The organism is Halorubrum xinjiangense (genome assembly GCF_049604745.1).
In the GTDB taxonomy this organism is placed as follows: domain Archaea; phylum Halobacteriota; class Halobacteria; order Halobacteriales; family Haloferacaceae; genus Halorubrum; species Halorubrum xinjiangense_A.
Genome location: NZ_CP187140.1, coordinates 2,014,557 through 2,040,706 on the forward strand (window position 1 = coordinate 2,014,557; position 26,150 = coordinate 2,040,706).

At 70.1% G+C, this 26,150-nt stretch carries 26 protein-coding genes; 18 read left to right on the forward strand and 8 right to left on the reverse strand.

All coding sequences use genetic code 11. The features are described 5' to 3' along the window. Positions 1–111 precede the first annotated feature (111 nt). Positions 112–1,002: an ATP phosphoribosyltransferase gene (hisG, locus tag ACOZ35_RS11385; protein WP_424013701.1), complete on the forward strand. Its 891-nt coding sequence runs from the start codon at positions 112–114 to the stop codon at positions 1,000–1,002. A 16-nt stretch (positions 1,003–1,018) separates the two neighbouring features. Here the strand turns inward: hisG and ACOZ35_RS11390 are convergent, their stop codons facing one another. The 3 genes from ACOZ35_RS11390 to larB all read right to left on the reverse strand — a co-directional run bounded on the left by ACOZ35_RS11390 (position 1,019) and on the right by larB (position 2,522). Then, entirely contained in the window at positions 1,019–1,285 is a 267-nt protein-coding gene (locus tag ACOZ35_RS11390; RefSeq protein ID WP_424013702.1) for a GIY-YIG nuclease family protein, read from the reverse strand. A gap of 109 nt (positions 1,286–1,394) precedes the next feature. Then, positions 1,395–1,547, reverse strand: a complete 153-nt coding sequence (locus tag ACOZ35_RS11395) for a DUF7563 family protein (RefSeq protein WP_004599353.1) — start codon at positions 1,545–1,547, stop codon at positions 1,395–1,397. A gap of 213 nt (positions 1,548–1,760) precedes the next feature. Beyond that, the gene (gene larB, locus ACOZ35_RS11400; protein ID WP_424013703.1) at positions 1,761–2,522 is read right to left on the reverse strand and encodes a nickel pincer cofactor biosynthesis protein LarB; all 762 of its coding nucleotides are present in this window, start codon (positions 2,520–2,522) and stop codon (positions 1,761–1,763) included. Positions 2,523–2,826: 304 nt separating this feature from the next. Here larB and ACOZ35_RS11405 point away from each other — a divergent pair, with 304 nt between their 5' ends. After that, positions 2,827–2,994 (forward strand): DUF1931 family protein, encoded by a 168-nt coding sequence (locus ACOZ35_RS11405; protein ID WP_004047560.1) that lies wholly within the window; start codon positions 2,827–2,829, stop codon positions 2,992–2,994. A gap of 92 nt (positions 2,995–3,086) precedes the next feature. On the opposite strand, the gene rpiA is transcribed toward ACOZ35_RS11405, so the two are convergent. Further along, positions 3,087–3,821 (reverse strand): ribose-5-phosphate isomerase RpiA, encoded by a 735-nt coding sequence (gene rpiA, locus ACOZ35_RS11410; protein WP_424013704.1) that lies wholly within the window; start codon positions 3,819–3,821, stop codon positions 3,087–3,089. 117 nt (positions 3,822–3,938) lie between these two features. Between rpiA and ACOZ35_RS11415 the strand changes: the two genes are divergently transcribed. Then, positions 3,939–4,199, forward strand: coding sequence for a hypothetical protein (locus tag ACOZ35_RS11415; protein ID WP_424013705.1), 261 nt, complete (start codon positions 3,939–3,941; stop codon positions 4,197–4,199). A gap of 21 nt (positions 4,200–4,220) precedes the next feature. Here ACOZ35_RS11415 and ACOZ35_RS11420 read toward each other — a convergent pair whose 3' ends face one another. Together ACOZ35_RS11420 and ACOZ35_RS11425 are read right to left on the reverse strand one after the other, a co-directional pair. After that, positions 4,221–5,345 carry an ORC1-type DNA replication protein gene (locus tag ACOZ35_RS11420; RefSeq protein ID WP_424013706.1) on the reverse strand — a complete coding sequence of 375 codons (1,125 nt, stop codon included), beginning with the start codon at positions 5,343–5,345 and terminating at the stop codon, positions 4,221–4,223. A 105-nt stretch (positions 5,346–5,450) separates the two neighbouring features. Continuing rightward, positions 5,451–6,542, reverse strand: a complete 1,092-nt coding sequence (locus ACOZ35_RS11425; RefSeq protein ID WP_424013707.1) for a TIGR01177 family methyltransferase — start codon at positions 6,540–6,542, stop codon at positions 5,451–5,453. Positions 6,543–6,626: 84 nt separating this feature from the next. Here ACOZ35_RS11425 and ACOZ35_RS11430 point away from each other — a divergent pair, with 84 nt between their 5' ends. Beyond that, on the forward strand, positions 6,627–7,187 hold the full coding sequence (locus tag ACOZ35_RS11430; RefSeq protein ID WP_424013708.1) for a TATA-box-binding protein: 561 nt from the start codon (positions 6,627–6,629) through the stop codon (positions 7,185–7,187). 114 nt (positions 7,188–7,301) lie between these two features. Next, the gene (locus tag ACOZ35_RS11435; protein WP_424013709.1) at positions 7,302–7,661 is read left to right on the forward strand and encodes a DUF7473 family protein; all 360 of its coding nucleotides are present in this window, start codon (positions 7,302–7,304) and stop codon (positions 7,659–7,661) included. 36 nt (positions 7,662–7,697) lie between these two features. On the opposite strand, the gene ACOZ35_RS11440 is transcribed toward ACOZ35_RS11435, so the two are convergent. Beyond that, positions 7,698–9,908, reverse strand: coding sequence for an ATP-dependent DNA helicase (locus tag ACOZ35_RS11440; protein WP_424013710.1), 2,211 nt, complete (start codon positions 9,906–9,908; stop codon positions 7,698–7,700). Between the two features lie 146 nt (positions 9,909–10,054). Between ACOZ35_RS11440 and ACOZ35_RS11445 the strand changes: the two genes are divergently transcribed. From ACOZ35_RS11445 to argF, 13 genes are all read left to right on the forward strand, one after another. Further along, positions 10,055–10,555: a hypothetical protein gene (locus ACOZ35_RS11445; RefSeq protein WP_004599343.1), complete on the forward strand. Its 501-nt coding sequence runs from the start codon at positions 10,055–10,057 to the stop codon at positions 10,553–10,555. A gap of 182 nt (positions 10,556–10,737) precedes the next feature. After that, positions 10,738–11,769, forward strand: coding sequence for a DNA repair and recombination protein RadA (gene radA, locus ACOZ35_RS11450; RefSeq protein WP_004599342.1), 1,032 nt, complete (start codon positions 10,738–10,740; stop codon positions 11,767–11,769). Positions 11,770–12,266: 497 nt separating this feature from the next. Further along, positions 12,267–13,946 carry an ammonium transporter gene (locus ACOZ35_RS11455; RefSeq protein WP_424013711.1) on the forward strand — a complete coding sequence of 560 codons (1,680 nt, stop codon included), beginning with the start codon at positions 12,267–12,269 and terminating at the stop codon, positions 13,944–13,946. A gap of 97 nt (positions 13,947–14,043) precedes the next feature. Further along, positions 14,044–15,381: a glutamate-1-semialdehyde 2,1-aminomutase gene (gene hemL, locus ACOZ35_RS11460; protein WP_424013712.1), complete on the forward strand. Its 1,338-nt coding sequence runs from the start codon at positions 14,044–14,046 to the stop codon at positions 15,379–15,381. Positions 15,382–16,118: 737 nt separating this feature from the next. After that, a complete protein-coding gene (locus tag ACOZ35_RS11465) occupies positions 16,119–17,348 on the forward strand; it encodes an argininosuccinate synthase (RefSeq protein ID WP_424013713.1) in 1,230 nt (409 codons plus the stop codon). A 1-nt stretch (position 17,349) separates the two neighbouring features. Continuing rightward, complete coding sequence (gene argH, locus ACOZ35_RS11470; protein WP_424013714.1) at positions 17,350–18,873, forward strand: argininosuccinate lyase; 1,524 nt, start codon at positions 17,350–17,352, stop codon at positions 18,871–18,873. Positions 18,874–19,095: 222 nt separating this feature from the next. Further along, positions 19,096–19,284, forward strand: coding sequence for a lysine biosynthesis protein LysW (gene lysW, locus ACOZ35_RS11475; protein WP_004599337.1), 189 nt, complete (start codon positions 19,096–19,098; stop codon positions 19,282–19,284). A 41-nt stretch (positions 19,285–19,325) separates the two neighbouring features. Beyond that, positions 19,326–20,276 (forward strand): lysine biosynthesis protein LysX, encoded by a 951-nt coding sequence (gene lysX, locus ACOZ35_RS11480; RefSeq protein WP_424013715.1) that lies wholly within the window; start codon positions 19,326–19,328, stop codon positions 20,274–20,276. After that, on the forward strand, positions 20,273–21,322 hold the full coding sequence (gene argC / locus ACOZ35_RS11485; RefSeq protein WP_424013716.1) for an N-acetyl-gamma-glutamyl-phosphate reductase: 1,050 nt from the start codon (positions 20,273–20,275) through the stop codon (positions 21,320–21,322). Before lysX ends, argC begins: the two co-directional genes overlap by 4 nt. After that, positions 21,319–22,257, forward strand: a complete 939-nt coding sequence (locus ACOZ35_RS11490) for an acetylglutamate/acetylaminoadipate kinase (RefSeq protein WP_424013717.1) — start codon at positions 21,319–21,321, stop codon at positions 22,255–22,257. Before argC ends, ACOZ35_RS11490 begins: the two co-directional genes overlap by 4 nt. Then, positions 22,254–23,381, forward strand: a complete 1,128-nt coding sequence (locus ACOZ35_RS11495) for an aspartate aminotransferase family protein (RefSeq protein WP_424013718.1) — start codon at positions 22,254–22,256, stop codon at positions 23,379–23,381. The genes ACOZ35_RS11490 and ACOZ35_RS11495 overlap by 4 nt, the downstream gene beginning before the upstream one ends. Then, on the forward strand, positions 23,381–24,544 hold the full coding sequence (locus ACOZ35_RS11500; RefSeq protein WP_424013719.1) for a [LysW]-lysine hydrolase: 1,164 nt from the start codon (positions 23,381–23,383) through the stop codon (positions 24,542–24,544). The genes ACOZ35_RS11495 and ACOZ35_RS11500 overlap by 1 nt, the downstream gene beginning before the upstream one ends. 58 nt (positions 24,545–24,602) lie before the next feature. Then, positions 24,603–25,502, forward strand: coding sequence for an ornithine carbamoyltransferase (argF, locus tag ACOZ35_RS11505; protein WP_424013720.1), 900 nt, complete (start codon positions 24,603–24,605; stop codon positions 25,500–25,502). A gap of 42 nt (positions 25,503–25,544) precedes the next feature. On the opposite strand, the gene ACOZ35_RS11510 is transcribed toward argF, so the two are convergent. Next, complete coding sequence (locus ACOZ35_RS11510) at positions 25,545–25,700, reverse strand: hypothetical protein (RefSeq protein WP_424013721.1); 156 nt, start codon at positions 25,698–25,700, stop codon at positions 25,545–25,547. Between the last annotated feature and the right edge of the window lie 450 nt (positions 25,701–26,150).

The window sequence follows — 26,150 nt, forward strand, 5'->3', positions numbered from 1 at the left end:
GCCACTCGGAGGCGCGCGCCACCGCACGACGGTTTATAAATCAACTTCGCGTCGACACCCGCTCGCTCGCCGGACGAAAACGTTTCCCCCTCCGCCCGCGACGCGTTCCGTATGCGCATCGCCGTCCCCAACAAGGGCCGCCTACACGAGCCGACGCTCTCGCTCCTCGAGCGCGCGGGGCTCCACGTCGAGGAGACCGCCGACCGCCAGCTGTACGCCGACACCGTCGACGAGGACGTGACGGTGCTGTTCGCGCGGGCGGCCGACATCCCCGAGTACGTCCGCGACGGCGCCGCGGACCTCGGCGTCACCGGCCTCGACCAAGCGGCCGAGTCGGGCGGCGTGGCGGACGACGCCGCGGCCGCGGCGGCCGACGACCTCGTCGACCTGCTCGATCTGGGGTACGGCTCCTGTAAGCTCGTCCTCGCGGCGCCGGAGGACGGCGACGTGGCGGCCGTCGAGGATCTCGCCGGGAAGACGGTCGCCACCGAGTTCCCGAACGTCACCCGCGACTACCTCGACCGCGTGGACGTCGACGCCGACGTGGTCACCGTGACCGGCGCGACGGAGCTGACCCCACACGTCGACATGGCCGACGCCATCGTCGACATCACCTCGACAGGAACGACGCTGAAGGTGAACCGGCTCGCCGTGATCGACGACGTGCTCGACTCTTCTGTGCGGCTGTTCGCCCGCCCGGACGTCGTCGGCGACGCGAAGGTCGAGCAGGTGGTGACCGCCTTCGAGTCCGTCCTCGCGGCGGACGGCCGGCGCTACCTGATGATGAACGCCCCGAAAGACCGGCTCGACGAGGTGAAAGACGTGATCCCCGGGCTCGGCGGCCCGACCGTGATGGACGTCGAGGCCGACGCGGACGGCAACGGGATGGTGGCGGTCCACGCCGTCGTCGACGAGCGCGACGTGTTCGAGACCATCTCGGAGCTGCGCTCGGTGGGCGCGACAGGGATCCTCGTCACCGAGATCGAACGGCTCGTGGAGTAGAGCGGGACGGAAATTCTCAGTCCTCGTCGTCGCCGCTGTCGCCGTCGACCAACCGTTCCTTCTCCGCACGCGACAGCGACTTGATCGCGTACTCCCGCGACATCGCCGCCGACCGCGAGTCGAACGACTCGACGTGACGCAGGGTGACGGGGGTCCGGCCGCGGGTGTACTTCGCGCCCTCTCCGGCGTCGTGTTCGGCGACGCGCCGCTCGACGTCGGTCGTGTACCCGGTGTAGAGGGTGCCGTCGGCGCACTCGATCACGTACACGTGGTGGTCGGCCACGGCCGGTTGTCCGGGCGCGAGCGCAAAGTGGGTGCGGATGTGCCCGCGGCGGGGACGGGACAGAGCAGCCGCTCTTCGTGCGCTCGGTCTCCGATCGGCGTTTCGCCGGTCAGTCCCCGGTTCGCGTCCGCTCTCGGGACACCTCGGCGATGCCCGCGTTCGCGGAGCACTTCGGGCACGCGTTCAGGTCGCCGTGCTCGTCCGCGAAGACGCGTGCGAAGCGGTCCGAGACGTGCGACCCGCAGTGGTCACAGCGTGGCATGTGATGCCGACGTGCGTCGGCAACTACCATACGAGCTCGACGAACTAATACCCTTTCTCGGGCCCGCCGACTGCCGGTATTCGCCCGTTTAATCCGATCCGGAACACGCCGAGACTCGCGGGAGTCAGCGAGGGTGATCGCGGCCGTCGGCCGGGCGTCGCCCGGGCGTCGGCCGGGGGTCGACCGAGCGTCGACCGGCGCTGACGGGACCACTCACTCGGCGCGCGCCGCGTCGACCGCGCGGGCGATCAGCCCCGCCTGCGCGCCGGCGACGAAGCCGGCGTCGACGTTGACGGTCGTGAGCACGGAACAGGACTGGAGCGCGCCCGAAAGCGCCGCGACCCCCTCGCCGCCGACGCCGTAGCCGGTCGAGACCGGGAGCGCGATCACGGGGGCGTCGACGAGGCCGGCGACGACCGTCGGGAGCGCGCCCTCGCGGCCCGCCGCCACGATCACGGCGTCGGCCTCGCGGATCCGGTCGAGCTGGTCTAAGATTCGGTCGAGGTTGGCGACGCCGACGTCGTCGACCCGGTCGACCGTCGCTCCGATCTCGCGGGCGACGACCGCCGCCTCACCGGCGACGGGCGCGTCCGCGGTGCCGGCGGCCACGACCGCGACCGCAGCGTCGAGCGACGGGGGCTCGAAATCGCCGGCGTGCGCGACGACGCTCCCGATCCGGTCGTCGCGGTCGATCGTCGCGTCCGCGTCGCCGACCGCCGACGTGACCGCGGACGCGGTGGCCTCGTCCGCGCGCGTCACCAGCGCCCGCCCCGTCGTTTCGAGCGCCGTCGTCGCCAGCGCGGCGACCTCCGCGGGCGTCTTCCCCTCCGCGAGGATCGCCTCGGGGATCCCGCGCCGCCGCTCGCGGGCGGCGTCGAACCGCCCCGCGTCCGTGGTCGCGTAGCCCGCGAGCCGCGACTCCGCCTCCTCGACGCCGATCTCGCCCGCTTCGAGCGCCGCTAACGTCTCTCGCATGGCGAACCGTCGGCGGGGAAGCCGGTCGAACCTGTCGGTTCGCCGCGGGCGAGCGCCGCGCGCGAAGCCGATCGGGGGTCGGAACGCATCCCTGAGCGTCACGCGACGGGGACGCGGCCCGGTCGAGGCGAGTGCGAGGCGGTGTCGAGGGCGGTTCGGAGCACGTTCGAGCCGGAGCGGAGACGATAATCTCACAAGATTTATAAGTGACTGTGTTCGCAACCCCCCGCGAACCGGCTTCACGGCGCCCCTCGCGGGTGAATTCAGGAACTCTTATTAACCATCACCGGGTAGGCCCGATCGCATGGCAGACCTCATTGTCAAAGCGGCCGTCAAGGAAGCCCTGGACGACAAGAACGTCGCTTCGGACTTCTACGACGCGCTGGACGACGAAGTGGACGAGCTGCTCGAAGACGCCGCGCGCCGCGCCGAGGCCAACGACCGGAAGACGGTCCAGCCGCGCGACCTGTAAGGCGGACCCGTTTCCGTTCCATTTTATTTGGACGCTGCGCGCCGAGCGGCGGCGCTGTCGGTCGTTCCACCGTACTGTCGGTCTCGGCGCGGTCACACCTCGTCGACCCGGACGCCGGACTCCGTGCCGACGTGGATCGCGTCCGCGAGCCCGACGAAGAGGCCGTGTTCGACGACGCCCGGGATCGACGACAGCGTCGCCGACAGCGCGGCCGGATCGGTGATCTCGCCGAACACACAGTCGACCACGAGGTTCCCGTTGTCGGTCACCACGGGGCCGTCCTTCCGCTCCGCGCGCCGCAGCGTCGGCTCGCCGCCCGCGTCCCGCACCGCCGCGGCGACGGCGGTCCGCCCCGCGGGGAGCACCTCGACCGGGACCGATCGGTCCAGCCGCGGCGACTCCTTCGAGGGGTCGGCGACGACGAGGAAGCGGTCCGCGGCCGCGTCGACGAGCTTCTCGCGGGCGTGGGCCGCGCCGCCGCCCTTGATCAGCGCGCCGCCGGGGACGGGGGCGCCGTCCCCGCCTGCGCCGGTCGCCACCTGATCGGCGCCGTCGATCGCGAGGTCGATTCCGGGTCCGTCCGGGCCGACCGCCTCGGGGAGATCGAGGCGGGGGATCCCGCAGTCGGCGGCGAGCTCGCGGCTCGCGAAGGAGGTGGGGACGCCGCGGACGTCGAGACCCGCGTCGACTCGGTCGCCGAGCCGCCGGATCGCGTGCGCCGCGGTCGACCCCGTCCCCAGTCCGACCACGTCTCCGTCGGAGACCGCCTCGGCCGCCGACTCGCCGGCGCGTCGCTTCGCCGCGTCGCTCCCGCCGCTCGTCTTCATGAGGGCGACTGCGTGCGGGGTGGTTGAAAAGGCGTCGGCGAGCGGCGCGGGACCGCGACGCAGTGGCCCGTGGATCCAGCTCCGAACGTATTTTTAGCCACCGCGCCACGTGGGACCATGGTCACGATGACCACTCTCCTCCAGTTCGCCGGCGTCGCGGTCCTCTGTGCGACGTTCGCGTCCGCGGCGCTTCGGTCGCGCGGCCGACTCCCGTTCGCCCCGTCGGAAGGCCTCTTCGTCGCCGTCTCGGTCGGCGGGATATCCCTCGTCGCGCAGACCTTCTTCGACTCGGACGCGGCGCTCGTCGCAGTCATGCTCGTCGGCTGCTTGGCGTGGGCCATCGGGTACGAGGTCGGTCGCGGAGAGGCCGGACAGTGATCGGTCGCTCCCCGGCCGCGCTCACTCCAGCCGGTCTAACACCGCCTCCGCGTCGTACGCTAAGGAGAGCTCGCGGGAGCGGCCGCGGCCGTCGACGTCGGCGTACTCCGCGTCGATGACGCCGAGCTGGTCGAGCTTGTTGATGATCTCCGAGTAGCGGGTGTAGCCGAGGTCGGTCTCGTCGTTGAACGCGTCGTACACCGCGCCGGCGCGCTCGCCGTCGTGTTCGGCGAGGACGCGGACGAGGTCGCGCTCGGACTCCGAGAGGCCGCGGAGCGACCGCGAGAGGTGGACGTGTTTCGACTTGTCGTACGCCTCCTCGACGTCCGCCTCCGAGACCGTCTTCGAGGCGCGCATCTCGGCGTTGAGCCCGGCCCGGCGCAGGAGGTCGATCCCGACCCGGAGGTCGCCGCTGTCGGCGGTGAGGTCGGCGACGCGCTCTAACTCGGCGTCGCCGATCACGCCTTCGTGGAAGCCGCGCTTGGCGCGCTCGGCGAGGATGTCGTAGATCTCGGTCGCGTCGTAGACGGGGAAGTACACCTCCTCGGGGCGGAAGACGGACTGGACCCGGGTGTCGAGGTCGTCGATCACGTCGAGGCCGAGGTCGGAGGAGACGACGATGACGCCGATCTTCGCGCCCGAGTGCGCCTCGTGGGCGCGGAGCAGGGAGTACAGCGTGTCGGACGCCTCGTTCTCGTAGAAGAGGTAGTTCACGTCGTCGAGGGCGACGACCAAGACCTCGTCCTCCTCGACGAGGCGGTCGGTGATCTGCCCGAACAGCTTCTTGAAAGAGATGCCGGAAGAGGGAGGTTCGTACTCGAATATCCCCTCGAACAGCCGGGAGAACACCGCGTAGCGCGTCGAGTCGACCTGGCAGTTGACGCGCACCGTCCGCACCTCGGTGCGGGCGCCCAGCTCGCCGAACAGCTTCTGGACCGCGGTGGTCTTCCCCGTCCCCGGCGGGCCGCGGACCATCGTGTTGAGCGGGCGGGAGCCGCGGACCGCGGGGCGGAGCGCGTACTTCAGGTTCTCCAGCTGGCTCTCGCGGTGGCGGAACGTCTCGGGGACGTGGTCGATCTCGAACACCGACTCGTCGCGGAACACAGACTCGTCCCACGAGAGCATGTCCCCGGCGTCCCCGGTCATGCGAGTACCACGAGAGGCCGCGCACTTAACCGTTGCCCGGCGCCGGGGCGAAACTGAAACTTGTCGCGCGAGCGGTCGATCGGAGCGATTCCGCCGATCGAGCGTTCACTCTCGCTCCGCCGAGATCCCGGTCGGAACCCCTCCGCTCCCCGCCGCGTCACCGCGGCGCAACACCAGCACGTGACGAGTCAGCGACCGGTGAACGCGGCGCTCGAACGCCGCGTCGACGGTCCAGCCGGCCTCGCGGGCGGGGGCGCGCCAGTCGCGGTCGGCGACCAGCACCGCGCGCGGCGCGACCCGGGCGGCCTCGGCGAGCGCGCCCGCAACGAGGTCGGCGAGCTCGTGGCGCGCGATCTTCGACTGCCGGCCGTACGGGGCGTCGAACGCGACGCCGTCGACCGCGTCGTCGGCGACGGGGAGCGCGGTCGCGTCGCCGCGCGCGACGTGCCAGTCGGGCGCGTCGTCGGTGCCGGGGGTAGCGAGGTACTCGCGGAAGTTCTCCCGCGCGCCGCGGACCATCTTCGCCTGCGCGTCGCAGGCGACGGCGTCGGCGCCGACGAGGCCCGCTTCGAGGGGAAGGCCGCCGGTGCCGCACATCGGGTCGAGCAGGGTTCGCCCGGGCGCGGCGCCCGCGAGGTTGGCGTAGGCGCGGGCGTCCGCCGGGGCCATGCTCCCCGGCTGGAAGAACGGGCGGTCGGTGGGGTTCGGCGCGAAGTCGCGGGCGGCCTCGGCCGCGACCCAGCCGAGCGCGCAGCAGTCCGCGTCGCCGCCGTCGGCGCCGGCCACCGCGTCGTGTTCGGCGCGAGGGCCGGCCGCGAACAGCGCGCGGAGGACGTGGTCGGGGTCGTCGAGGTCGACGTCGAACCCGCGGTCGACGAGGACGCCGCCGAGCTCGCGCTCGGCCGTTTCCGTCGAGACGCCGGACGTTGCCCGGACGTCGCGGGCGCGGACCGCGACGCTCCCGGAGCGGTCGAGCGACGCGGCCCGGAGGGCGGCGGCCGCAGCGTCGACGTCGGCGTCGGTCCGGGCGACCGCCTCGTGGGCGGCGCGGGTGTACGCGAGCCGGCGAACGTGGGCGGCGTCGATCCCGCCGGTGCGCGCGATCCCCGGCGCGAGGAGGTCGACGCCGGTGGCGGCCGTCGCGGCCTCGCGGGCGGCGAAGGCGTCGGTCTCGCCGGCGAGTTCGAGCCAGTACACGCCGACGGCTCCGCGCGGCGGCGCCAATAGCGTGGCGGTTCCGACCAGCCACCTTTTTACGGCGTTCGGGCGAGAATGAAGGTAATGACGGCCGACCCGAAGGAGACGATCACCGTAGAGAACGTCGTCGCGTCCACGGGGATCGGACAGGAGCTCGATCTCCAGAGCGTCGCGATGGACCTCGAGGGCGCCGACTACGACCCCGAGCAGTTCCCCGGGCTCGTCTACCGCACCACGGACCCGAAGTCGGCCGCCCTGATCTTCCGGTCGGGGAAGATCGTCTGCACCGGCGCGAACTCGATCGAGGCGGTCCACGAGAGCCTCGACATCGTCTTCGAGGAGCTCCGCGCGCTCCAGATCCCGATCGAGGACCCGGAGATAACGGTCCAGAACATCGTCACGTCGGCGGACCTGGGAAAGAGCCTGAACCTGAACGCGATCGCGATCGGCCTCGGGTTGGAACACATCGAGTACGAGCCGGAGCAGTTCCCCGGGCTCGTCTACCGGCTCGACGAGCCGGACGTCGTCGCGCTGCTGTTCGGGAGCGGCAAGGTGGTCGTCACCGGCGGCACGAGCCCCGAGGACGCCGCGGCCGCCGTCGACGTGATCGTCGAAGAGCTGAACGGGCTCGGCCTGCTGGAGTAACGCGACGGACCGAAGCGGACCGCATCGGACGGGAGAACGTCGCGGCCTCGACGCGGACGCGACACCGTCGGCGCGTTCCGCGACCACTTTTACCCCTCGTCCCGTAGCCCGCCCATGCTCTTACAGACGGTGACGCCGGTCTCCGTGCTCGGGACGACCGTCCTGTTGGCGCTGTTCCTCTCGCTGACCGCGCACATCGCCGCCCGAAACGTCCTCGGGGACGTCGACCCGCGGCGCGCCCTCTACATCGGCCCGCTGCCCGCGGTGATAAGCGTCGTCGGGAACGCGTTCGACCTCCCCGGGGCGCTCATCCTCCTCGCCGCGCTCCTCGTCGACGGGACGATGTTCTGGTGGAGCTACGAGCAGCCTCGGCGGGCCGTGGCCGTGATGACGCTGATCCACGTCGTGGTCACGACGCTGCTCAGCGGGCTCCTGCTCGTGGTCTCGGTCCTGCTCGCGTCGATGCCGGGGTAGGGCGGCCGGAGCCGGTCCGGTCCGGACACGACCACATCACGGCGACGGCGGCGGCCCGTCGTACGCGTCGTGGTCCTGGTAGAAGTTCAGCATCGCGAACTTCAGCTTCTCGGGGTCGACGTCGAGCAGTTCCTCGCGCTCCTCGGGCGGGAAGGCGGAGCGGACCGAGTACTTCCCCATGTCGGCGGTCGTGTAACGGCGGTCCGCGAGGATCCGGACACCGAAGTCGTCGGGGCCGCGTATCACCCGCCCGAGCGCCTGCCGCGTCTTGCGGATCGTCGGGATCTCGACGGCGTACATCCACCCCGGGTCGCGGGAGCGGTCGCGGTCGGCGAACGCTCGGTCGTAGGCGTCCTGAACCGCCTCGGTGCGATCCGAGAGGTGCGGGTACGGGACGCCGACCACGACGACCGTGCGGGCGTCGTCGCCGTCGAAGCTCACCCCCTCACCGAGCGTCCCCCACAGCGACGTGAACAGCGCGGCGCCGTCGCTCGCGACGAACTCGCTGCGGAGCCGCTCCTCGTCTACGCCCGGGCCGTCGAGGTGGATCGGGCCGAGGTCGGCGTTTTTTCCCGCACCGGATCCGTCCCTCGTGTCCTTTCCGCCGCCCGCACCGGTGAGCCGCTCGTGGTAGCGCTCAGCCTCGGCGTACGAGGGGAAGAAGGCGAGCGTGTTGCCGGGCGTGAACCGGATCGCGTCGCGGAGCAGCGAGGACACCGCCTCCTGCGTCTCCGGGTCGTTTCGGTCCGAGGCGAAGAGCGGCGGCACGTCGGCCGCGAACGTCCGGCGGTTCGCCTCGGGATAGCCCATCTCGTAGGCCATCGACGCGACGTCCTCCAGTCCCAGCACGTCCTCGGTCACGTCGAACGGGCGCAGCGTCGCGCTCATCAGGACGGAGGCGGCCACCTCGTCGAACAGCTCGCTCGTGACGTTCCGCGGGATACAGGTGTACAGCTCCGCGCGACCGTACACCTCGTCGGTGCCGGCGTCGCGCCGGACAGAGACCACCGGGTACTGGCCGAACTCCGCCCCTTCGTCCATCCACGTCGCGACGAACCGGGCGGCCGCGAGCGTCTGCGACTCCGACCGGGTCGTCGCCTCCCCGTCGCGGTAGCGGCGCTCGTACTCCTCGTCTATCGCCTGGCCGAGCTGGACCGCGAGCTCGGTCTCGGTGTCGATCCCCCGCCCCTCGTAGTTGCGGAGGAACGCCAGCGTGAGGTCGTCGCGGCGGTCGTCGTTGGCGACCGAGACGTCCTCCCAGTTCTCGTCGACGCCGCCGAACCCGAGCCCGTCCTCGTACGTCTCGACGAGGGCGTCGCGAAACGCCCGGAGGACGTTCTCCGCGGGCTCCGCGCGGGAGTCGTCGCTGTCGGCCAGCTCGTCGAGCGCGGCGTCGAGGGTGTTCTCGGTCAGCGTCCGGGTGGCGTGGTCGCGGGCGGCGTCCTCGATGTTGTGCGCCTCGTCGAAGACGGTGATTATCTCGCTCGGGTCGCGGTCGATCCACCGGAAGAACTGCTCGCGGATGTTCGGGTCGAGCAGGTGGTGGTAGTTGCAGACGACGAGGTCGACCCCCTCCATCCCCTCCTTTAACAGCTCGTAGCCGCACAGCTCGCGCTCGTCGGCGTACTCGTACACGTCGTCGGGGGTCCGGACATCCTCGAAGAGCCACGAAAAGAACTCCTCGGTGTCGCGGGTGAGGTTGTTGCGGTAGTGCTCGCAGACGTTGGCGGCCTCGTACTCGTCGACTTCGGCCTCAAGCTCGTCGAGCTCCTCCATGATCGCTTCGCGGGCCTCCGCGGCGCCCGCGTCGCCCTCGCGGCTCTCGGCCAAGAGTTCGCGCTGGCGCGACTCCAGCTCGCGCACCTCGCTCTCCGTCTCCACCATCTCGCGGGTGGTGTCCCGGAGGGTCTGACACTCCTGGTAGTCGACGTCGATGTGGCACATCGACGACTTCCCCTTGAAGACGACCGCGCGGATCGGCTCCTCGCGGGTGATCGCGCGCGCGTCCTCGACGAACTGCCGCATCTGCTGGTGGACGTTGGTCGTGATGACGACCGTGCGATCGTGCTCGCGGGCGTGTTCGAGCGCGGGCACGAGCGCGGAGAGGGTCTTCCCCGTCCCGGGCGCGCCCTCGAACAGCACGTCCTGCCCCCGGTCCAGGGCGTTGGCGACCCTGTCCATCGCCTCGCGCTGGTTCGGGTAGGGCTCCTCGTACGGGAAGAACCGCAGGTGCGGCGACTCTGACACGGGGTGGGGTTCGGCGCCACCGGGCAAAAGGAGTCGGGTGCCGGAGCGGAAGTGGTTCGGGCCGGCAGCGGTCGCGAACGACCGCGACGCGTCCACCGGCGACGCACCCGCCAATTTAACAGCGCGCGGCGAGCATCGGGAGACGAATGTTCGACGAGATCCTCGAGAAGTTCGAGGGGTCACCCAGCCAGCAGGCGGTTATCCGACTGTTCTTGGAGCGCGGCTTCTCGGTCAACGAGGAGGGGCGGGTCGTCTCCGGCGGGATCGAGATCCCGTACACCGGTATTGCGCGCGAGCTCGACGTCGACCGTCGCGTCGTGGACTCGACGACGGACGCGATCCTCGCCGACCCCGAGCTGAAGCGCATCTTCACCAACATCTCGTCGATCCCGAGCCTGATGGACCTCGCGCCGGTCCTGGACCTCACGGTGCTCACCATCGAGGTCGCGGCCGCCGACGAGGCCGGGATCGTCGCCGAAGTCACCTCCATCCTCGCCGACCGAGACGTCTCGATCCGGCAGGTGTTGAGCGAGGACCCGGAGTTCACCGACGACCCGAAGCTGTACGTGATCACCGACGCCGACCTGTCCGGCGACCTGCTCGTGGAGATTCGCGACCTCGACTACGTCCGCCGCGTCGGCTTCTGAGGGCCCGAAGTCCGAAGTTTCTCGGACCACCGGATCAGTTCCACCGCGCGGTCGGCCCGCCCGCTCCGGCGAGCCCGTTCGAGAGATAGCACGTCACTAGCGAGCGGCGACACCGCTCGCTTTTCACTTTCACTGGGGTGTAAACCAGTCTTTATACGGGATGGCGAACAAGCCACGTGTACATGCCTGAAGACGAACTCGAGGACCTCCCCGGCGTCGGCCCAGCGACCGCGGACAAGCTCGTTGACAACGGATTCGAGAGCTACCAGTCGATCGCGGTCGCGAGCCCGGGTGAGATGTCCAACACCGCCGATATCGGCGAATCGTCCGCCAGCGACATCATCAACGCCGCCCGCGAGGCCGCCGACGTCGGCGGCTTCGAGACAGGCGCGACCGTGTTAGAGCGCCGCCAAGAGATCGGCAAGCTCTCCTGGCAGATCGACGAGGTCGACGACCTGCTCGGCGGCGGCATCGAGACCCAGTCGATCACGGAAGTGTACGGCGAGTTCGGCTCCGGGAAGTCACAGGTCACCCACCAGATGGCCGTCAACGTCCAGCTCTCGAAGGAGAACGGCGGGCTGGAGGGCGGCTGTATCTTCGTCGACTCCGAGGACACGTTCCGTCCGGAGCGGATCGACGACATGGTCCGCGGGCTCGACGACGAGATCCTCGCCGACGAGATGGAGCGCCGCGAGATCGAGGGCACCCCGAACGACGAGGAGGCGCTGGAGGACCTGGTCGACGCGTTCTTAGACCAGATCCACGTCGCGAAGGCGTTCAACTCCAACCACCAGATCCTCCTCGCCGAGAAGGCGAAGGAGCTGGCCGGCGAACACGAGGAGACGGAGTGGCCGATCCGGATCGTCTGCGTCGACTCGCTCACCGCGCACTTCCGCGCGGAGTACGTCGGCCGGGGCGAGCTCGCCGAGCGACAGCAGAAGCTCAACAAACACCTCCACGACCTGATGCGGCTCGGCGACCTGTACAACACCGCCATCCTCGTCACCAACCAGGTCGCGTCGAACCCCGACTCCTACTTCGGCGACCCGACCCAGGCGATCGGCGGCAACATCCTCGGCCACGCCTCCACCTTCCGGATCTACCTCCGGAAGTCGAAGGGCGACAAGCGGATCGTCCGCCTCGTCGACGCGCCGAACCTCGCCGACGGCGAGGCCGTGATGCGCGTCCAGAACGAGGGGCTGAAACCGGAGTAATCGAGTTTTCGACGGTATCGGTCGATCGGTGAGCGGGGCGAACCGCTACCGATCTAACGAATCGCCCGTCGAATTCGAGATCGGGTTGACGAACGTCAATTTTCATCGAGAAGCCCCCAGCCTCCCGAATTCGCGGAGGACGGCCCGTACGGCGACAAATCGCGAGACGGCGGCGCGGCAATACTCGCCAGAACCAACCGCGCACGGCTCTATCGAGGGCGCTAACGACGATTCGCGCCGGAATAGATAAAAATTTTACACAACGGTCGTCCGCTTCGAGCGCAACGATTGCCGCGAAATCCGCGAAGAAACGTCCTTATATTCCATAGACATCTCCTTATATCGGACGCGCACCGTATTATCAAGCAGATTTTTTGTGAAACTCAACTCTAACGTTTATGTATAACCGTTCCCGGGAGTCGAAACGTGATTCAGCACATGAACACGAGCGAAACGTGGTTTGAACCGGACAGTCGTTCAGTAGAGGTGGCGGACGCGTGACGGGCGGCGTGCTCGCCTCGATCGACCCGAGCGTCCTCGCCGAGGGCGTGAACCTGATGTGGGTCGCCGTGGTGTGTTTCCTGATCTTCTTCATGCACGCCGGCTTCGCGATGCTCGAAGCGGGGCAGGTGCGCGCGAAGAACGTTGCCAACCAGCTCACCAAGAACCTGCTAACGTGGAGCGTCGGCGTCCTCGTCTACTTCCTGATCGGGTTCGGCGTCGAGGGGATCGCCGGCGGCGCCGGCTTCTCCGCGGCGGCCGCGCTCGGCGACGGCGGCTGGGTCAACAGCTGGCTGTTCGGCGCCGTCTTCGCGATGACGGCGGCGACCATCGTCTCCGGCGCGGTCGCCGGCCGCGCGAAGCTCCGCGCGTACGTGGCGTACACGATCGCCATCTCGGCGGTCATCTACCCGGTCGTCGCGGGGATCACCTGGGGCGGCGGCTTCCTCGGCGGCGCTGGGCTCGGCTTCACTGACTTCGCGGGCGGGATGATCGTCCACGGCATGGGCGGCATCGCCGGCCTCACGGCGGCGTACGTGCTGGGCCCGCGCATGGACCGCTACGCCGAGGACGGTTCCACGAACGTCATCCCCGGCCACTCGATGACGTTCGCGGTGCTGGGCACGCTCATCCTGGCGTTCGGCTGGTACGGCTTCAACGTGGGTACGACCGCGACCGTCTTCTCGGTCACGGAGTCCGGCGAGCTCGCGCTCGGCGGCTACGCCGCGGTCGGCCGCGTCTCGCTCACCACGACGCTCGGCATGGCGGCGGGCGGGGTCGGCGCCGCCCTCGCGTCGGTGGCGCTCTCGAAGAAGGTCGACACGCTGTACGTCGCGAACGGGCTGCTCGCGGGGCTGGTCGGCGTGACCGGCATCGCGAACCTCGCCACCTGGTGGGGCGCTGTCGCGGTCGGGCTCCTCTGTGGCCTCCAGCTCCCGCTGGTCTTCGAGTTCGTCGCCGACCGGATGAAGATCGACGACGTCTGCGCGGTGTTCCCGGTCCACGGCTCCGCCGGGGTCCTCGGCGTGCTCGCGTTACCGTTCGTCAGCATCAACGGCTTCTCCGTCGACGTGCTCGTCTCGCAGGTCATCGGCGTGGCCGTCATCGCCGGGTGGACCGTGGTCGCCACGGCCGTCGTCTTCGGCGCGTTCAAGGCCGCCGGCCAGGCCCGCGTCACCCCCGAACACGAGCGCGACGGGCTCGACGTCAGCGAACACGGCGTCGAGACGTACCCCGAGTTCGGCAAGCCCTCGGTGGCGACCGACGGCGGTCCCTCCGTCGTGGACACCACGAACGACTCCCCGCGCGCCGACGGCGGCGAAGAGGCGGGCGCGGAGATCAAGATGGTCACCGCGGTCGTCCGCCCCGACAAGCTCGGGGCCATCAAGCAGGCGCTCGCGGAGGTCAACGCGCCCTCACTCACCGTGACGAACGTCTCCGGCCGCGGCAGCCAGCCCGCCAAGAAGGGCCAGTGGCGCGGCGAGGAGTTCACCGTCGACCTCCACCAGAAGGTGAAGGTGGAGGTCGTCGTCGCCGACATCCCGGCCGACGAGGTCGCGGAGGCGATCGCCGACGCCGCCGAGACCGGCGAGCCCGGCGACGGCAAGGTGTTCATCATGCCGGTCGAGGACGCGCTCCAGGTCCGCACCGGCACGACCGGCCCGGAGGCGGTGTAGGCGGACGGCGCGCGAACCGACGCGGTTCCTTTTGAGCGTCCGAATCGGTTCGCCCGGTTCGGCAACTACTTTCAGCCCGACGCACCAAGCGTTCGCTATGAATCACGAGCGCTCGCGCGGACTGTACGACCGCGCGCTGTCGGTGCTGCCGGGCGGCGTCAACTCCTCGGTCCGGGCGACGATGCCGCACCCGTTCTTTATCGAGCGCGGCGACGGCGGCCACGTGATCGACGCCGACGGGAACCGGTACGTCGACTGGGTGATGGGGTACGGCCCCCTCCTCTACGGCCACGACCTCCCGGATCCGGTCGAGGCCGCCGTTCAGTCGCACGTCGCGGAGGGGCCGATGTACGGCGCGCCCACGGAAGTCGAGGTCGAACACGCGGAGTTCGTGGCGCGGCACGTCCCGAGCGTGGAGTCGATCCGGTTCGTCAACTCCGGCACGGAGGCGACCGTCTCGGCGGTCCGGCTGGCGCGCGGCCACACCGACCGCGACAAGATCGTCGTGATGCAGGGCGGCTACCACGGCGCCCAGGAGTCGACGCTCGTCGAGGGGTCGCCCGGGGATGCGCACCCGTCGACCGCGGGGATCCCGGAGGAGTTCGCACAGCACACCCTCCCGATCCCGTTCAACGACCCGCAGGCGGCCAAGGAGGTGTTCGCGGAACACGGCGACGAGATCGCGGCCGTCCTCGTCGAGCCGATCTTAGCCAACAAGGGGATCGTGATGCCCATCGACGGCTACCACGAGACGCTGCGGGACCTCTGTGACGACTACGGCTCCCTCCTCATCTTCGACGAGGTGATCACCGGGTTCCGAGTCGGTGGTCTCGGCTGCGCGCAGTCGAAGTTCGGCGTCACCCCCGACGTGACGACGTTCGGCAAGATCATCGGCGGCGGCTTCCCGGTCGGCGCGATCGGCGGCAAAGCGGAGATAATCGAGGGGTTCACGCCCGCCGGCGAGGTGTTCCAGTCCGGCACCTTCTCTGGGCATCCGGTGACGATGGCCGCCGGGAAGGCCGGGTTAGAGTACGCCGCCGAGAACGACGTGTACGAACACGTCAACCGCCTCGGGCGGAAGCTCCGCGAGGGGATCGCCGAGATCTGCGCCGAGCGCGCGCCGGAGTACACCGTCGTCGGCACCGACTCGATGTTCAAGACGATCTTCACCCGCGACGCGCCCGACGACGTCGACGACTGCTGCGCGGGCGGCTGCCGGCAGAACCCGGACTGCGCCCGCTACGACCACTGCCCGAAGACGGGCGCCGACGTCGCCGCGGCCGCGACCGACCGTTGGGAGCGCGTGTTCTGGCAGGAGATGAAAGAGCAGGGCGTGTTCCTCACCGCGAACCAGTTCGAGTGCCAGTTCACCTCCTACGCGCACACCGAGGAGGACATCGAGCGGACGCTGGAGGCGTATCGAGAGGCGATCTGACCGACGGAAAGAGCCGGTGTTCGAGACTGTTGTCGTTGTCGAGACGGTTTTTAAATACGAGCGCCGCAGCGACGATCGCTTATAAAGAGCGGCGCGGTGGCGCGTGCTGACGAGCGCCCGACAGGGCGCGAGTCACACGCGCGAGGGACGCCGCGAGCGACCGGAGAGAGCGAGCGGCGAGGCTGGGGAGGCGTGAGGTGCGGTTGCTGTGCGGGGCGGGTGGGACTCAAAGGGGCAGTCGGCGAGGCGGGCGCAGGCGACGCAAGCACCGCAGCGAAGGAACGGAGTGACTGAGCGAGGAGCGAAGCGAGCGTGCGCCCGCCTCGCCGACTGGGGCTTTGGAGGTCTCAGTCGTCGATCCGCACTCAATTATTTATAAGCGAGCGGCTGGGGCTTTGGAGGAGTCCGCCGCCGATTCATCCCTGCCAGTCACGGATTACGGAACGCTTTTATAGCGGAGATCGGGTACGTACAGGTGATGACCGCAGCGGCTCGCCGCGACCTCGTCCGAGGCCGACGAGCCCTGCGACCGCGACGAGACGTCCGACCGCCGCGACCGGCCTCCGGCGCGGCGCGACGACGAGGCCCCTCGGGCCAATAACTTTCATCCCTCGTCGCGTTCGCGCCGTTCCGTTCCGAAGAGTCTTGACTCCGCGTTCCGCGAGCGACCGCTTTCGGGTTTTCTTACAAAATTGAAACCGCTGAATTTAAGGGTGTAGGCCGGGTGTACTCTGGTAATGACGAGCGTTGCACTCGCGTTCAGCGGGGGACTCGACACGACAGTGTGCGTACCGCTACTGAAAGAGGAGTACGGCTACGACGAGGTCATCGGCGTCAACGTCGATGTCGGCCAGCCGACCGAGGAGTTCGACGAGGCCGAGGAGACCGCCGAGGCGCTCGGGCTCGACCTCCACGTCGTCGACGCGAAAGAGGAGTTCGCAGACCTCTGTTTCGACGCGGTGAAATCCAACGCCAGCTATCAGGGCTACCCGCTCGGCACCGCCCTCGCGCGCCCGGTCATCGCCGAGGCCATTCTGGGCGTCGCCGAGGAGCAGGGCTGTGACGCCATCGCCCACGGCTGCACGGGCAAGGGGAACGACCAGCTCCGGTTCGAGGCCGTCTGGCGCGGCTCCGACCTCGAAGTGATCGCCCCCGTGCGCGAGCTCGGGCTCACCCGCGAGTGGGAGATCGACTACGCCGCCGAGAAGGACCTGCCCGTCGAGGCCGGCGACGGCGGCGTCTGGTCCATCGACGAGAACATCTGGTCGCGCGCGGTCGAGGGCGGCAAGCTGGAGAATCCGGACTACGAGCCGCCGGAGGACATCTACGAGTGGACCGCGGAGCCGGAAGGCGAGACCACCATCGAGATCGCCTTCGAGGAGGGCGTCCCGGTCGCCGTCGACGGCGAGGCGATGGATCCGGTCCCGCTCATCCAGCACCTCAACGAGTACGCCGGCGGCTACGGCGTCGGCCGCACCGACGTGATGGAGGACCGCATGCTCGGGCTGAAGGTCCGCGAGAACTACGAGCACCCGGCCGCGACCGTCCTCCTGACGGCCCACCAAGCCCTCGAAGACCTCGTGCTCACGAAGAACGAGCGCTCATTCAAGAAGGGGATCGAGCAGGAGTGGTCCGAGAAGGCCTACGAGGGGCTCGTGTTCGCGCCCGTCGTCGACGCGCTCGACGCCTTCGTCGACGAGACGCAGGACGTGGTGACCGGCACGGCGACCGTCAAGGTCTCCGGCGGCGACTGCCGCGTCGTCGCGCGCGACTCCGAGTACGCGGTCTACTCCGAGGAGATGGCCTCGTTCAACACCGAGGACGTCGCCGGCATCGCCCAGTCCGACGCGACGGGCGTCGCGAAGTACCACGGCCTTCAGGAACGCCTCGCGAACGACGTGAAGGCGAGCGTCTCGAAGCCCGAACTGGCCACGGACGGCTCGGGAGAGACGGACGCGTCCGAATAGAATGACCGACGACGATCCCGACGCGGCGATGGACGCCGACGCGGAAGCGAGCGGCGCGGCCGGCGGGGGCGACACGGCCGTCCGCCGCGACCGCTTCAGCGGCGGCCCCGCTCGCGAGTTCCTGTCGAGCCTCGCGGCCGACGCCGCCATCTTCGAGGCGGACCTCGCGGTCGACCGCGCGCACGTGGTCATGCTCGCGGAGCAGGGGATCGTCGACGGCGCGGTCGCGGGCGAGGTTCTCGGCGCGCTCGACGACGTCGAGGCCGCCGGCCACGGCGCGCTGCCCGACGGCGAGGACGTCCACGAGGCGATAGAGACCGCGGTCATCGACCGGGTCGGCCCCGACGGCGGCCGGATGCACACCGCCCGCTCGCGCAACGACGAGGTGGCGACCTGCATCCGGTACCGCCTGCGCGAGGACCTGCTGGCCGCGATCGAGGCGACCGTCGCGGCCCGGGAGGCGCTCGTTGAGGTCGCGAGCGAGCACACGGAGACGGTGATGCCGGGGTACACCCACCTCCAACCGGCCCAGCCGACGACGGTCGCGCACTACCTGCTCTCGTACGAGGGCGGGCTCGCGCGCGACACGGAACGCCTGCTCGACGCCTACGACAGGGTGAACCGGTCGCCGCTCGGCGCGGCCGCGTTCGCGGGGACCCCCTTCAATATCGACCGCGACCGGACCGCCGAGCTGCTCGGCTTCGACGGGACGGTCCGCAACTCGATGGACGCGGCCTCCGCGCGCGACTTCCTCGCCGAGTCGGCGAACGCGCTCGCGACGCTCGCGACGACGCTGTCGGGGCTCGCGGAGGACCTGATCGTCTTCTCGAACAAGGGGGTCGTCGAGCTGGCGGACGCCTACTCGTCGACCTCCTCGATCATGCCCCAGAAGAAGAACCCCGACACGCTGGAGCTGACCCGCGGCGTCGCGGGCGACGCGATCGGCGAGGCGACCGGCACGCTGAGCCTGCTGAAGGGGCTCCCGCGCGCCTACAACCGCGACCTCCAGCGCGCCCACGCGAGCGTCTTCGAGATCGCGGGCGAGGTGCGCGAGGCGACGGAGGTCGCCGCGGGCGCGGTCGCGACCGCCGACTGGGACGAGGCCGCGCTCGCGGCCGCCGCGGGCGAGGGGTTCTCGACGGCCACCGGGGTTGCCGACCTGCTCGCGATGGGCGGGATGCCCTTCCGGACCGCCCACGAGATCGTCGCGGCGGCCGCGGAGGCGGTCGATGACGGCGACTCGCCGGATACGGCGGCCGCAAAAGTTGACGAGGCCACTCGAAAGGTGACCGGCGAGCCCCTCTCCGCGTACGTGAGCCGCGAGGACGTGGAATCGGCGCTCGACCCGGCCGAAAGCGCCGCGAGCCGCGACTCCGCCGGCGGGCCGGCCCCCGAGGCGGTCGCCGACGAACTCGCCGCCGCCGAGGCCGGGATCGCCAAAAACGACGACGCGCTGGCGGCCGAGCGCGACGCGCTCGCCGACGCGAGCGAGGCGCTGGACGCGGAGGTCGATCGCTATGTCTGAGCCGCGACGAGCCCGAGGTCACCGTCGGCTCGGTCGGGACCGACCCGATCGACGCCGACGACCGTCCCCGTAGGGGGACATATTTACTACCGAGATCTGACATCCGATCTCGATACGGCCCTATTTTGTCGAGCTGCTCCCGTTAGCGACCGATCCGCTTTATGTAAACTATCCAATAAGTTCGAAGCCTTTATGCCCGTTCGAGGACGAGTGTCTGCCACGATGACGAGCGACACCGACACGCTGACCGCGGAGGACCCGATCACGGGCGAGGAAATCGAGATCCCGGCCGACGTCGAGGTCGGCGAGATCATCGACAGTCCGGTCACCGGGACCGAGCTGGAGGTCATCTCGCTCGATCCGGTCGTCTTGGAGGAGGCGCCCGAGCTCGAGGAGGACTGGGGCGAGTAGATGGCGACGACCGCCACGGCCGCGACACGCGAGTGGTCGACATGCGCGTAGGGATCCTCTACTCTCGGATCCGGAAGGACGAGAAGCTCCTGCTCAACGAGCTCCGCGAGCGGGGCCACGAGGTCGAGAAGATCGACGTGCGCAAGGAGCGGTTCGGGCTGGAGTCCACGACGGCGGCCGTCGACGACCTCGACATCGTCGTCGACCGCTGCCTCTCCACGAGCCGGTCGCTGTACGCGACCCGCTTTATCGACAGCTACGGCGTCCCCGTGGTGAACTCCCCTGAGACGGGCGACATCTGCGCCGACAAGGCGAAGAACTCGCTCGCGCTCGCCGAGGCCGACGTGCCGACCCCGGCGACGGAGGTCGCGTTCACGAAGGACGCCGCCCTAGAGGCGATCGAGTCGTTCGGCTACCCGTGCGTCCTTAAGCCGGTCACCGGCTCGTGGGGGCGGCTGATGGCGAAGATCGACTCGCGTAACGCCGCCGAGGCGATCTTAGAGCACAAAGAGACACTCGGCCACTACGAACACAAGGTGTTCTACGTCCAGGAGTTCGTCGACAAGCCCGGCCGCGACATCCGCGTGCTGGCGGTCGACGGCGAGCCGGTCGCGGCTATGACGCGCTCGTCGGACCACTGGCTCACGAACGCCGCGAAGGGCGGCGAGACGAAGTCGTTCGACCTCGACGAACGGGCGACCGAACTGGTCGAGAAGGCCTCCGAGGCGGTCGGCGGCGGCATGCTCGGCGTCGACCTGATGGAGGTGGGCGTCGAGGCGGAAGCAGACACCGCCGAGACCGGCGTCGACCCAGACGCCGACCCCGCCGAGGGCGGCGCGGACGACTACACCGTCCACGAGGTGAACCACACCGTCGAGTTCAAGGCGCTCGATTCGGCCACCGACGTCGACGTCCCCGCGCGGGTCGTCGACTGGCTGGAGGCGAAGGCGGTCGAGCTGGCCGACGAAGAAAGCGAGGAGGCGAACGCATGACGAGCGACACCTACACCGCGAGCGTCGTCGGCGGCACCGGCTTCACCGGCGGTGAGCTGCTGCGGATCCTCGCCGGCCACCCGAGCTTCGAGGTCGTCCAGGCGACGTCGCGGTCGGCCGACAACATGACCGTCGGACGCTCGCACCCGAACCTGCGCGGACTCGACCTGCGCTTCTCGGACCCCGACGACCTCGAATCGGTCGACGTCCTGTTCGCGGCGACGCCCCACGGCGTCTCGATGGAGCGGATCGACGAGTTCTTCGAGGCCGCCGACACGGTCGTCGACCTCTCGGCCGACTTCCGGCTCCCCGAGGCCGACGCCTACGACGAGTGGTACGACGGCCACGAGTCGCCCGAGTACTTAGAGCGCGCGGAGTACGCGCTCCCGGAGCTGAACCGCGAGAACCTCCCCGGTGCCGACCTGATCGCCGGCGGCGGCTGTAACGCGACCGCGACGATCCTCGGCCTCAAACCGCTGGTCGACGCGGGCGCGCTCGGCCCCGACGCGGGCGAGGTCGTCGTCGACGTGAAGGTCGGCTCCTCGGAGGGCGGCGCCGGCGGCGGCGCGGCCTCCTCGCACCCGGAGCGCTCGGGCGTTGTGCGCCCGTACGCGCCCACGGGCCACCGCCACGAGGCGGAGATCGAGGCGTACCTCGGGCTCGACGTCTCCTTCACGGTCCACGCGGTCGACATGGTGCGCGGCGCGAGCGCGACCTGTCACGTCTTCCCCGACGAGCCGGTCTCGAAGGGGGACCTGTGGGGCGCGTACCGCGACGCCTACGCCGACGAGCCGTTCATGCGGATCGTCTCCGGCGGGGGCGGCGTCTACCGCTACCCCGAGCCGAAATCGGTCGCCGGGACGAACCACGGCGAGGTCGGCTTCGAGCTCGACCCCGGGAACCGGCGCGTCGTCGTCTTCTCGGCGATCGACAACATGACCAAGGGCTCGGCGGGGCAGGCCGTCCACGCGGCGAACGTCGCGCTCGGGCTGCCCGAGACCGCCGGCCTCGAGTTTGACGGGCTCCACCCGGTGGGATCGCCATGAGCGGCGCGGAATCCGAGTCCGAGCCCGAGTCCACGGACGAGCCCCCCGTCGTCGTCAAGGTCGGCGGCGCGAAGGCGGTCGACCCGGCCGGCGCGGTCGGCGACGTCGCGCACCTGACGGCCAACGGGCGCGCGGTCGTCGTCGTCCACGGCGGCTCGACGGTCGTCGACGAGACGCTCGAACGGCTCGGGATCGAGCCCGAGTACGTCGAGTCCGCCTCGGGCGTCACCGGCCGCTTCACCGACGCGGCGACGATGGAGGCGTTCACGATGGCGATGGCGGGCAAGCTCAACACCGAGCTGACGGCACAGTTCCGCTCGGCCGGCGTCGACGCGGTCGGGCTGAGCGGCGTCGACGGCGGGCTCCTCGCGGGCCCGCGCAAGTCGGCGGTCCGCGTCGTCGAGGACGGGAAAAAGAAGATCCGGCGCGGGGACCACTCGGGGAAGATCGAGTCGGTGAACGCCGACCTCCTCGCCAACCTCCTCGCGGACGGTTACACCCCGGTCGTCTCGCCGCCGATGGCGGGCGACGAGGGCGACGGCGAGGTGACGCCGGTCAACGCGGACGCCGACCGCGCGGCCGCGGCGGTCGCGGGCGCGCTCGGCGCCGACCTCGTCCTGCTGACCGACGTGTCGGGCGTGTACGCCGACCCGGACGACCCCGAAACGCGCATCGATTCGGCCGCGACGCCCGACGAGCTGGCGGCCGTCGAGGACGCCGCCGAGGGGTTCATGGGCAAGAAGGTGATGGCCGCGACGGAGGCGCTCGAAGGCGGATCCGGCCGCGTCGTGATCGCGGACGCCAACGTCCGTGACCCGGTCGTCGCCGCGCTCGGCGGCGAGGGGACGGCGATCGAGCGGTCGGCGCTCGGCGGCGGATCCGAGGACGCGGATGAACCGGACGGGGTCGAACCCGAGGGAGGTGAGACCGCGTGAGCGGCTTCGTCTTCTCCGAGAAGCCGATCGAGATCGCCTCCGGCGACGGGGTCCACCTCACCGACACGAACGGCACCGAGTACCTCGACTTCGGCGCCAGCTACGCCTGTACGCCCGTCGGCCACTGCCACCCCGAGGTCGTCGACGCGGCGACGAGCCAGCTGGAGGAGCTCATGTACGTCCAGGCGTCGTACCCACACGCGGCGCGGACGGCGCTGTACGAGCAACTGGGCGAGGTCGCGCCCGGTGACATCGACAACGTGTGGCTCTGTAACTCCGGGACTGAGGCGAACGAGGCCGCGCTGAAGTTCGCCCGGCACGCGACCGGCCGCGAGAAGATCATCGCGACCACGCAGGGGTTCCACGGCCGGACGATGGGAACCCTCGCGACGACGTGGAAGGAGAAGTACAAGGAGGGGTTCGGCCCGCTCGCGGGCGGCGTCGAGTTCGTCGAGTACGGCGACGCCGAGGCGATGCGCGAGGCGGTCGACGAGGACACCGCTGCGGTAATCCTAGAGCCCCTCCAGGGCGAGGGCGGGATCAACCCCGTCTCGACCGAGTATCTTCAGGCGGTCCGCGTCGCGACCGCGACGTCCGGCGCGGCGATGATCCTCGACGAGATCCAGACCGGGCTCGGCCGCACCGGCTCGATGTGGGCGGCCGAGCGCCACGACGTGGTCCCCGACATCCTCACGACCGCGAAGGGGCTCGGCAGCGGGCTCCCGATCGGCGCGACGCTGTGCCGCGACTGGATCGCCGAGGACGCGGGCGACCACGGCTCGACGTTCTCCGGCGGGCCGGTCGTCTCCGCGGCCGCGGGCGCCACCCTCGACGTGATCGAGCGCGAGGAGCTGGCCGCCCACGCCGACGAGATGGGGGCGTACCTCCGCGGCGAGCTCCGCGACCGCCTCGGCGACGACGTCCGCGACGTGCGCGGCGACGGGCTGATGATCGGCGTCGAGGTGCGCCGCGGCTCGAACCGCCTGCTGCGCGACCTCGCGATCGACCACCAGATCCTCGCGCTGCCGGCGGGGCGGACCGTGCTGCGGCTGCTGCCGCCGCTGACGATCGAGCGCGAGCACGCCGACGCCGTCGTCGACGCGATAGCCGAGGTGATCGGCTGATGGCGGCCGGGAAGGAGCGGGAGACCGAAACCGGATCCGAGGGCGGCACCGACGTCGTCGCTGGCGGCGGCTACCCCGCGGCCTGCGACACGCCGGCCCGCAAGCTGCTGTACGACATGGTCTCCATCCCCTCGCCGTCGGGCGAGGAGGAGCGCGCGGCCGAGCGCCTCGTCGACTTCTTCGAGGCGAACGGTCGCGAGGCGTGGATCGACGAGGTCGGGAACGTCCGCGCGCCGGCGGACGACGCCGTCCTCCTCACCTCGCACGTCGACACCGTCCCCGGCGACATCCCCGTCGAGGTGCGGCCGGCACCGCCCGAGGGCGAACTCCCCGAACCCTCGGACGTCCGCGTCGGCGAGCCCGGCGAGCCCGTGCTGTGGGGCCGCGGCGCGGTCGACGCGACGGGCCCGCTCGTCTCGATGGCGGTCGCGGCGGTGAAGACCGGGGTCTCGTTCGCGGGCGTCGTGCGCGAGGAGGTCGACTCCGGCGGCGCGCGCGCCCTCATCGAGGACCGCGACGCCCCCGAGTCGGTGATCAACGGCGAGCCCTCCGGCTGGCAGGGGATCACCCTCGGCTACCGTGGCCTGCTCGAAGGGACGTACGTGAACACCAGCGAGTCGGGCCACTCCTCGCGGCCGGAGCCGAACGCGATTCAGCACGCGATCGACTGGTGGCACGGCGTCGAGGAGGCGTTCACGCCGGACGACGGTGAGACCGCCGTGTTCGACCAGGTGACGACGAAGCCCATCTCGGTCGACGGCGGGCTGAGCGACGACGGCCTCGCCGTGGAGGCGACGATGGACGTCCAGCTCCGGATCCCGCCCTCGCGCCCGGTCGACGAGGTCCACGAGCTCGCGGAGGCGGAGCTGTCGACCGGGTCGGTCCACTGGGGCGAGCCGATGCCGCCCGTGATGGAGAGCCCGCGGACCGACCTCGCGCGGGCGTTCCGCGTCGCGATCCGGGGCGCCGACGGCGACGTGCGCCTGCTCCGGAAGACCGGCACGAGCGACATGAACCTCTTCGCGGCCGCGTGGGACTGCCCGATGGTCACCTACGGCCCCGGGAACTCCGACCTCGACCACGCGCCCGACGAGCGGCTCCCCCTCCCGGACCTCGACCGCGCCGTGGACGTGCTGACCGAGGTCTGCCGGAAGCGACGCTGACCGTCCGCGACTCCTCACGCTCACCGTTTTCGAACGACACCACACTCTCAACCCAACGATGCCACTCGCCACCGACGACTTCCTCGACATCGACGACGTGACGCCAGCCGAACTGGACGCCCTGCTCGACCGCGCCGCCGCGATGAAGGCGGGCGAGACCGACCCCCGACTGGCGGACGCGACGCTCGGGATGATCTTCGAGAAGCCCTCGACGCGCACCCGCGTCTCCTTCGAGACGGGGATGACCCGACTCGGCGGCCACGCGATGTTCCTCGGGCCCGACGACATCCAGTTGGGCCACGGCGAGCCCCTGAAGGACACCGCGCGCGTGCTCGGCCGGTACGTCGACGGCGTGATGGCGCGCCTGTTCGACCACGCGGACGTCGAGGTCCTCGCGGAGTACGCCGACTGTCCGGTGATCAACGGACTCACCGACGAGGCGCACCCCTGTCAGACGCTCGCCGACCTGCTCACGATCCGGGAGACGGTCGGCGAGGACGCCACCGTCGCGTGGGTCGGCGACGGCAACAACGTCGGGCAGTCGTTCGTCGTCGGCGCGGCAATGGCCGGGATCGACGTCGAGGTCGCCACGCCAGCCGACTACGGGATGGACCCCGACGTGTTCGACCGCGCCGCGGCGTTCGGGCTGGACGTGGAGCCCACGACGGACCCCGAGGCCGCAATCGAGGGCGCCGACATCGTCTACACCGACGTGTGGATCTCGATGGGCCAGGAGGACGAGCGCGACGAGAAGCTCGCCGCGTTCGACGGGTTCCAGGTGAACTCGGATCTGCTCGCCGGCACCGACGCCGAGGTGATGCACTGCCTGCCCGCGCACCGCGGCGAGGAGATCACCGACGACGTACTCGAATCCGACCGGGCCCTCGTCTGGGACCAGGCCGAGAACCGGATGCACGCGCAGAACGCGCTGCTCGTCGAACTGCTCGGCGGAGAGTAAGCCGGCGGCGAGTACGAACCGCCGACTGCGGTCACCGCGGCGTCAGGGACGCTGCGGCGGGTCGCGGTCGTCCATGAGGAAGACGCTGTCCTGATTCGGATCGAAGTAGACCTCCAGCGCGCGGAGGGCACCCACGTACGCCGCGAGCGCGGCGAACACGAACGAGATAGCGGCCGGAACGACGAGACCGAGGACCATATCGGTGAGACTTGCCATTTGAATATAAATACGTGCTGTGCTAATTGTGAACGATACTGCTTGCCACATTTATTTATAAACCACCGAGGCGGTGGCGCGTGCCGACGAGCGCCCGCAGGGCGCGAGTCGCACGCGCGAGGTCGCCGGCGCTACGCGCCGGCTGCCAGAGGGACCTTCGGTCCCTCGCTGGAGTCGGCCGACCGGAGGGAGGCCGACGAGGTTGGGGAGGCGTGAGGTGCTGTGCGGAGCGGTGCGGGGTGGGACTCAAAGGGGCAGCCGCGAGGTGGACAGAGGCGACGTAAGCACCGCAGGAGCGAGTGAAACGAGCGACGAGGAGCGCAGCGAGCGTCTGTCCACCTCGCGGCTGGGGCTTTGGGGATGTTCGCCGTCGATCAGTCACCGTCTACGTATCGCCGAGCGGCTGGGGCTTTGGGGATGTTCGCCGTCGAT

Coding starts and splice junctions, on each gene's coding strand:
- ACOZ35_RS11510 (WP_424013721.1), bottom strand. CDS start 25,700: ATGGTCCTCGGTCTCGTCGTTCCGGCCGCTATCTCGTTCGTGTTCGCC.
- ACOZ35_RS11500 (WP_424013719.1), top strand. CDS start 23,381: ATGGCGGCCGGGAAGGAGCGGGAGACCGAAACCGGATCCGAGGGCGGC.
- hisG (WP_424013701.1), top strand. CDS start 112: ATGCGCATCGCCGTCCCCAACAAGGGCCGCCTACACGAGCCGACGCTC.
- ACOZ35_RS11430 (WP_424013708.1), top strand. CDS start 6,627: ATGACGGCCGACCCGAAGGAGACGATCACCGTAGAGAACGTCGTCGCG.
- hemL (WP_424013712.1), top strand. CDS start 14,044: ATGAATCACGAGCGCTCGCGCGGACTGTACGACCGCGCGCTGTCGGTG.
- argC (WP_424013716.1), top strand. CDS start 20,273: ATGACGAGCGACACCTACACCGCGAGCGTCGTCGGCGGCACCGGCTTC.
- radA (WP_004599342.1), top strand. CDS start 10,738: ATGCCTGAAGACGAACTCGAGGACCTCCCCGGCGTCGGCCCAGCGACC.
- lysX (WP_424013715.1), top strand. CDS start 19,326: ATGCGCGTAGGGATCCTCTACTCTCGGATCCGGAAGGACGAGAAGCTC.
- ACOZ35_RS11415 (WP_424013705.1), top strand. CDS start 3,939: ATGGTCACGATGACCACTCTCCTCCAGTTCGCCGGCGTCGCGGTCCTC.
- ACOZ35_RS11435 (WP_424013709.1), top strand. CDS start 7,302: ATGCTCTTACAGACGGTGACGCCGGTCTCCGTGCTCGGGACGACCGTC.
- ACOZ35_RS11490 (WP_424013717.1), top strand. CDS start 21,319: ATGAGCGGCGCGGAATCCGAGTCCGAGCCCGAGTCCACGGACGAGCCC.
- ACOZ35_RS11445 (WP_004599343.1), top strand. CDS start 10,055: ATGTTCGACGAGATCCTCGAGAAGTTCGAGGGGTCACCCAGCCAGCAG.
- ACOZ35_RS11405 (WP_004047560.1), top strand. CDS start 2,827: ATGGCAGACCTCATTGTCAAAGCGGCCGTCAAGGAAGCCCTGGACGAC.
- larB (WP_424013703.1), bottom strand. CDS start 2,522: ATGCGAGAGACGTTAGCGGCGCTCGAAGCGGGCGAGATCGGCGTCGAG.
- ACOZ35_RS11395 (WP_004599353.1), bottom strand. CDS start 1,547: ATGCCACGCTGTGACCACTGCGGGTCGCACGTCTCGGACCGCTTCGCA.
- ACOZ35_RS11465 (WP_424013713.1), top strand. CDS start 16,119: ATGACGAGCGTTGCACTCGCGTTCAGCGGGGGACTCGACACGACAGTG.
- argH (WP_424013714.1), top strand. CDS start 17,350: ATGACCGACGACGATCCCGACGCGGCGATGGACGCCGACGCGGAAGCG.
- argF (WP_424013720.1), top strand. CDS start 24,603: ATGCCACTCGCCACCGACGACTTCCTCGACATCGACGACGTGACGCCA.
- ACOZ35_RS11420 (WP_424013706.1), bottom strand. CDS start 5,345: ATGACCGGGGACGCCGGGGACATGCTCTCGTGGGACGAGTCTGTGTTC.
- lysW (WP_004599337.1), top strand. CDS start 19,096: ATGACGAGCGACACCGACACGCTGACCGCGGAGGACCCGATCACGGGC.
- rpiA (WP_424013704.1), bottom strand. CDS start 3,821: ATGAAGACGAGCGGCGGGAGCGACGCGGCGAAGCGACGCGCCGGCGAG.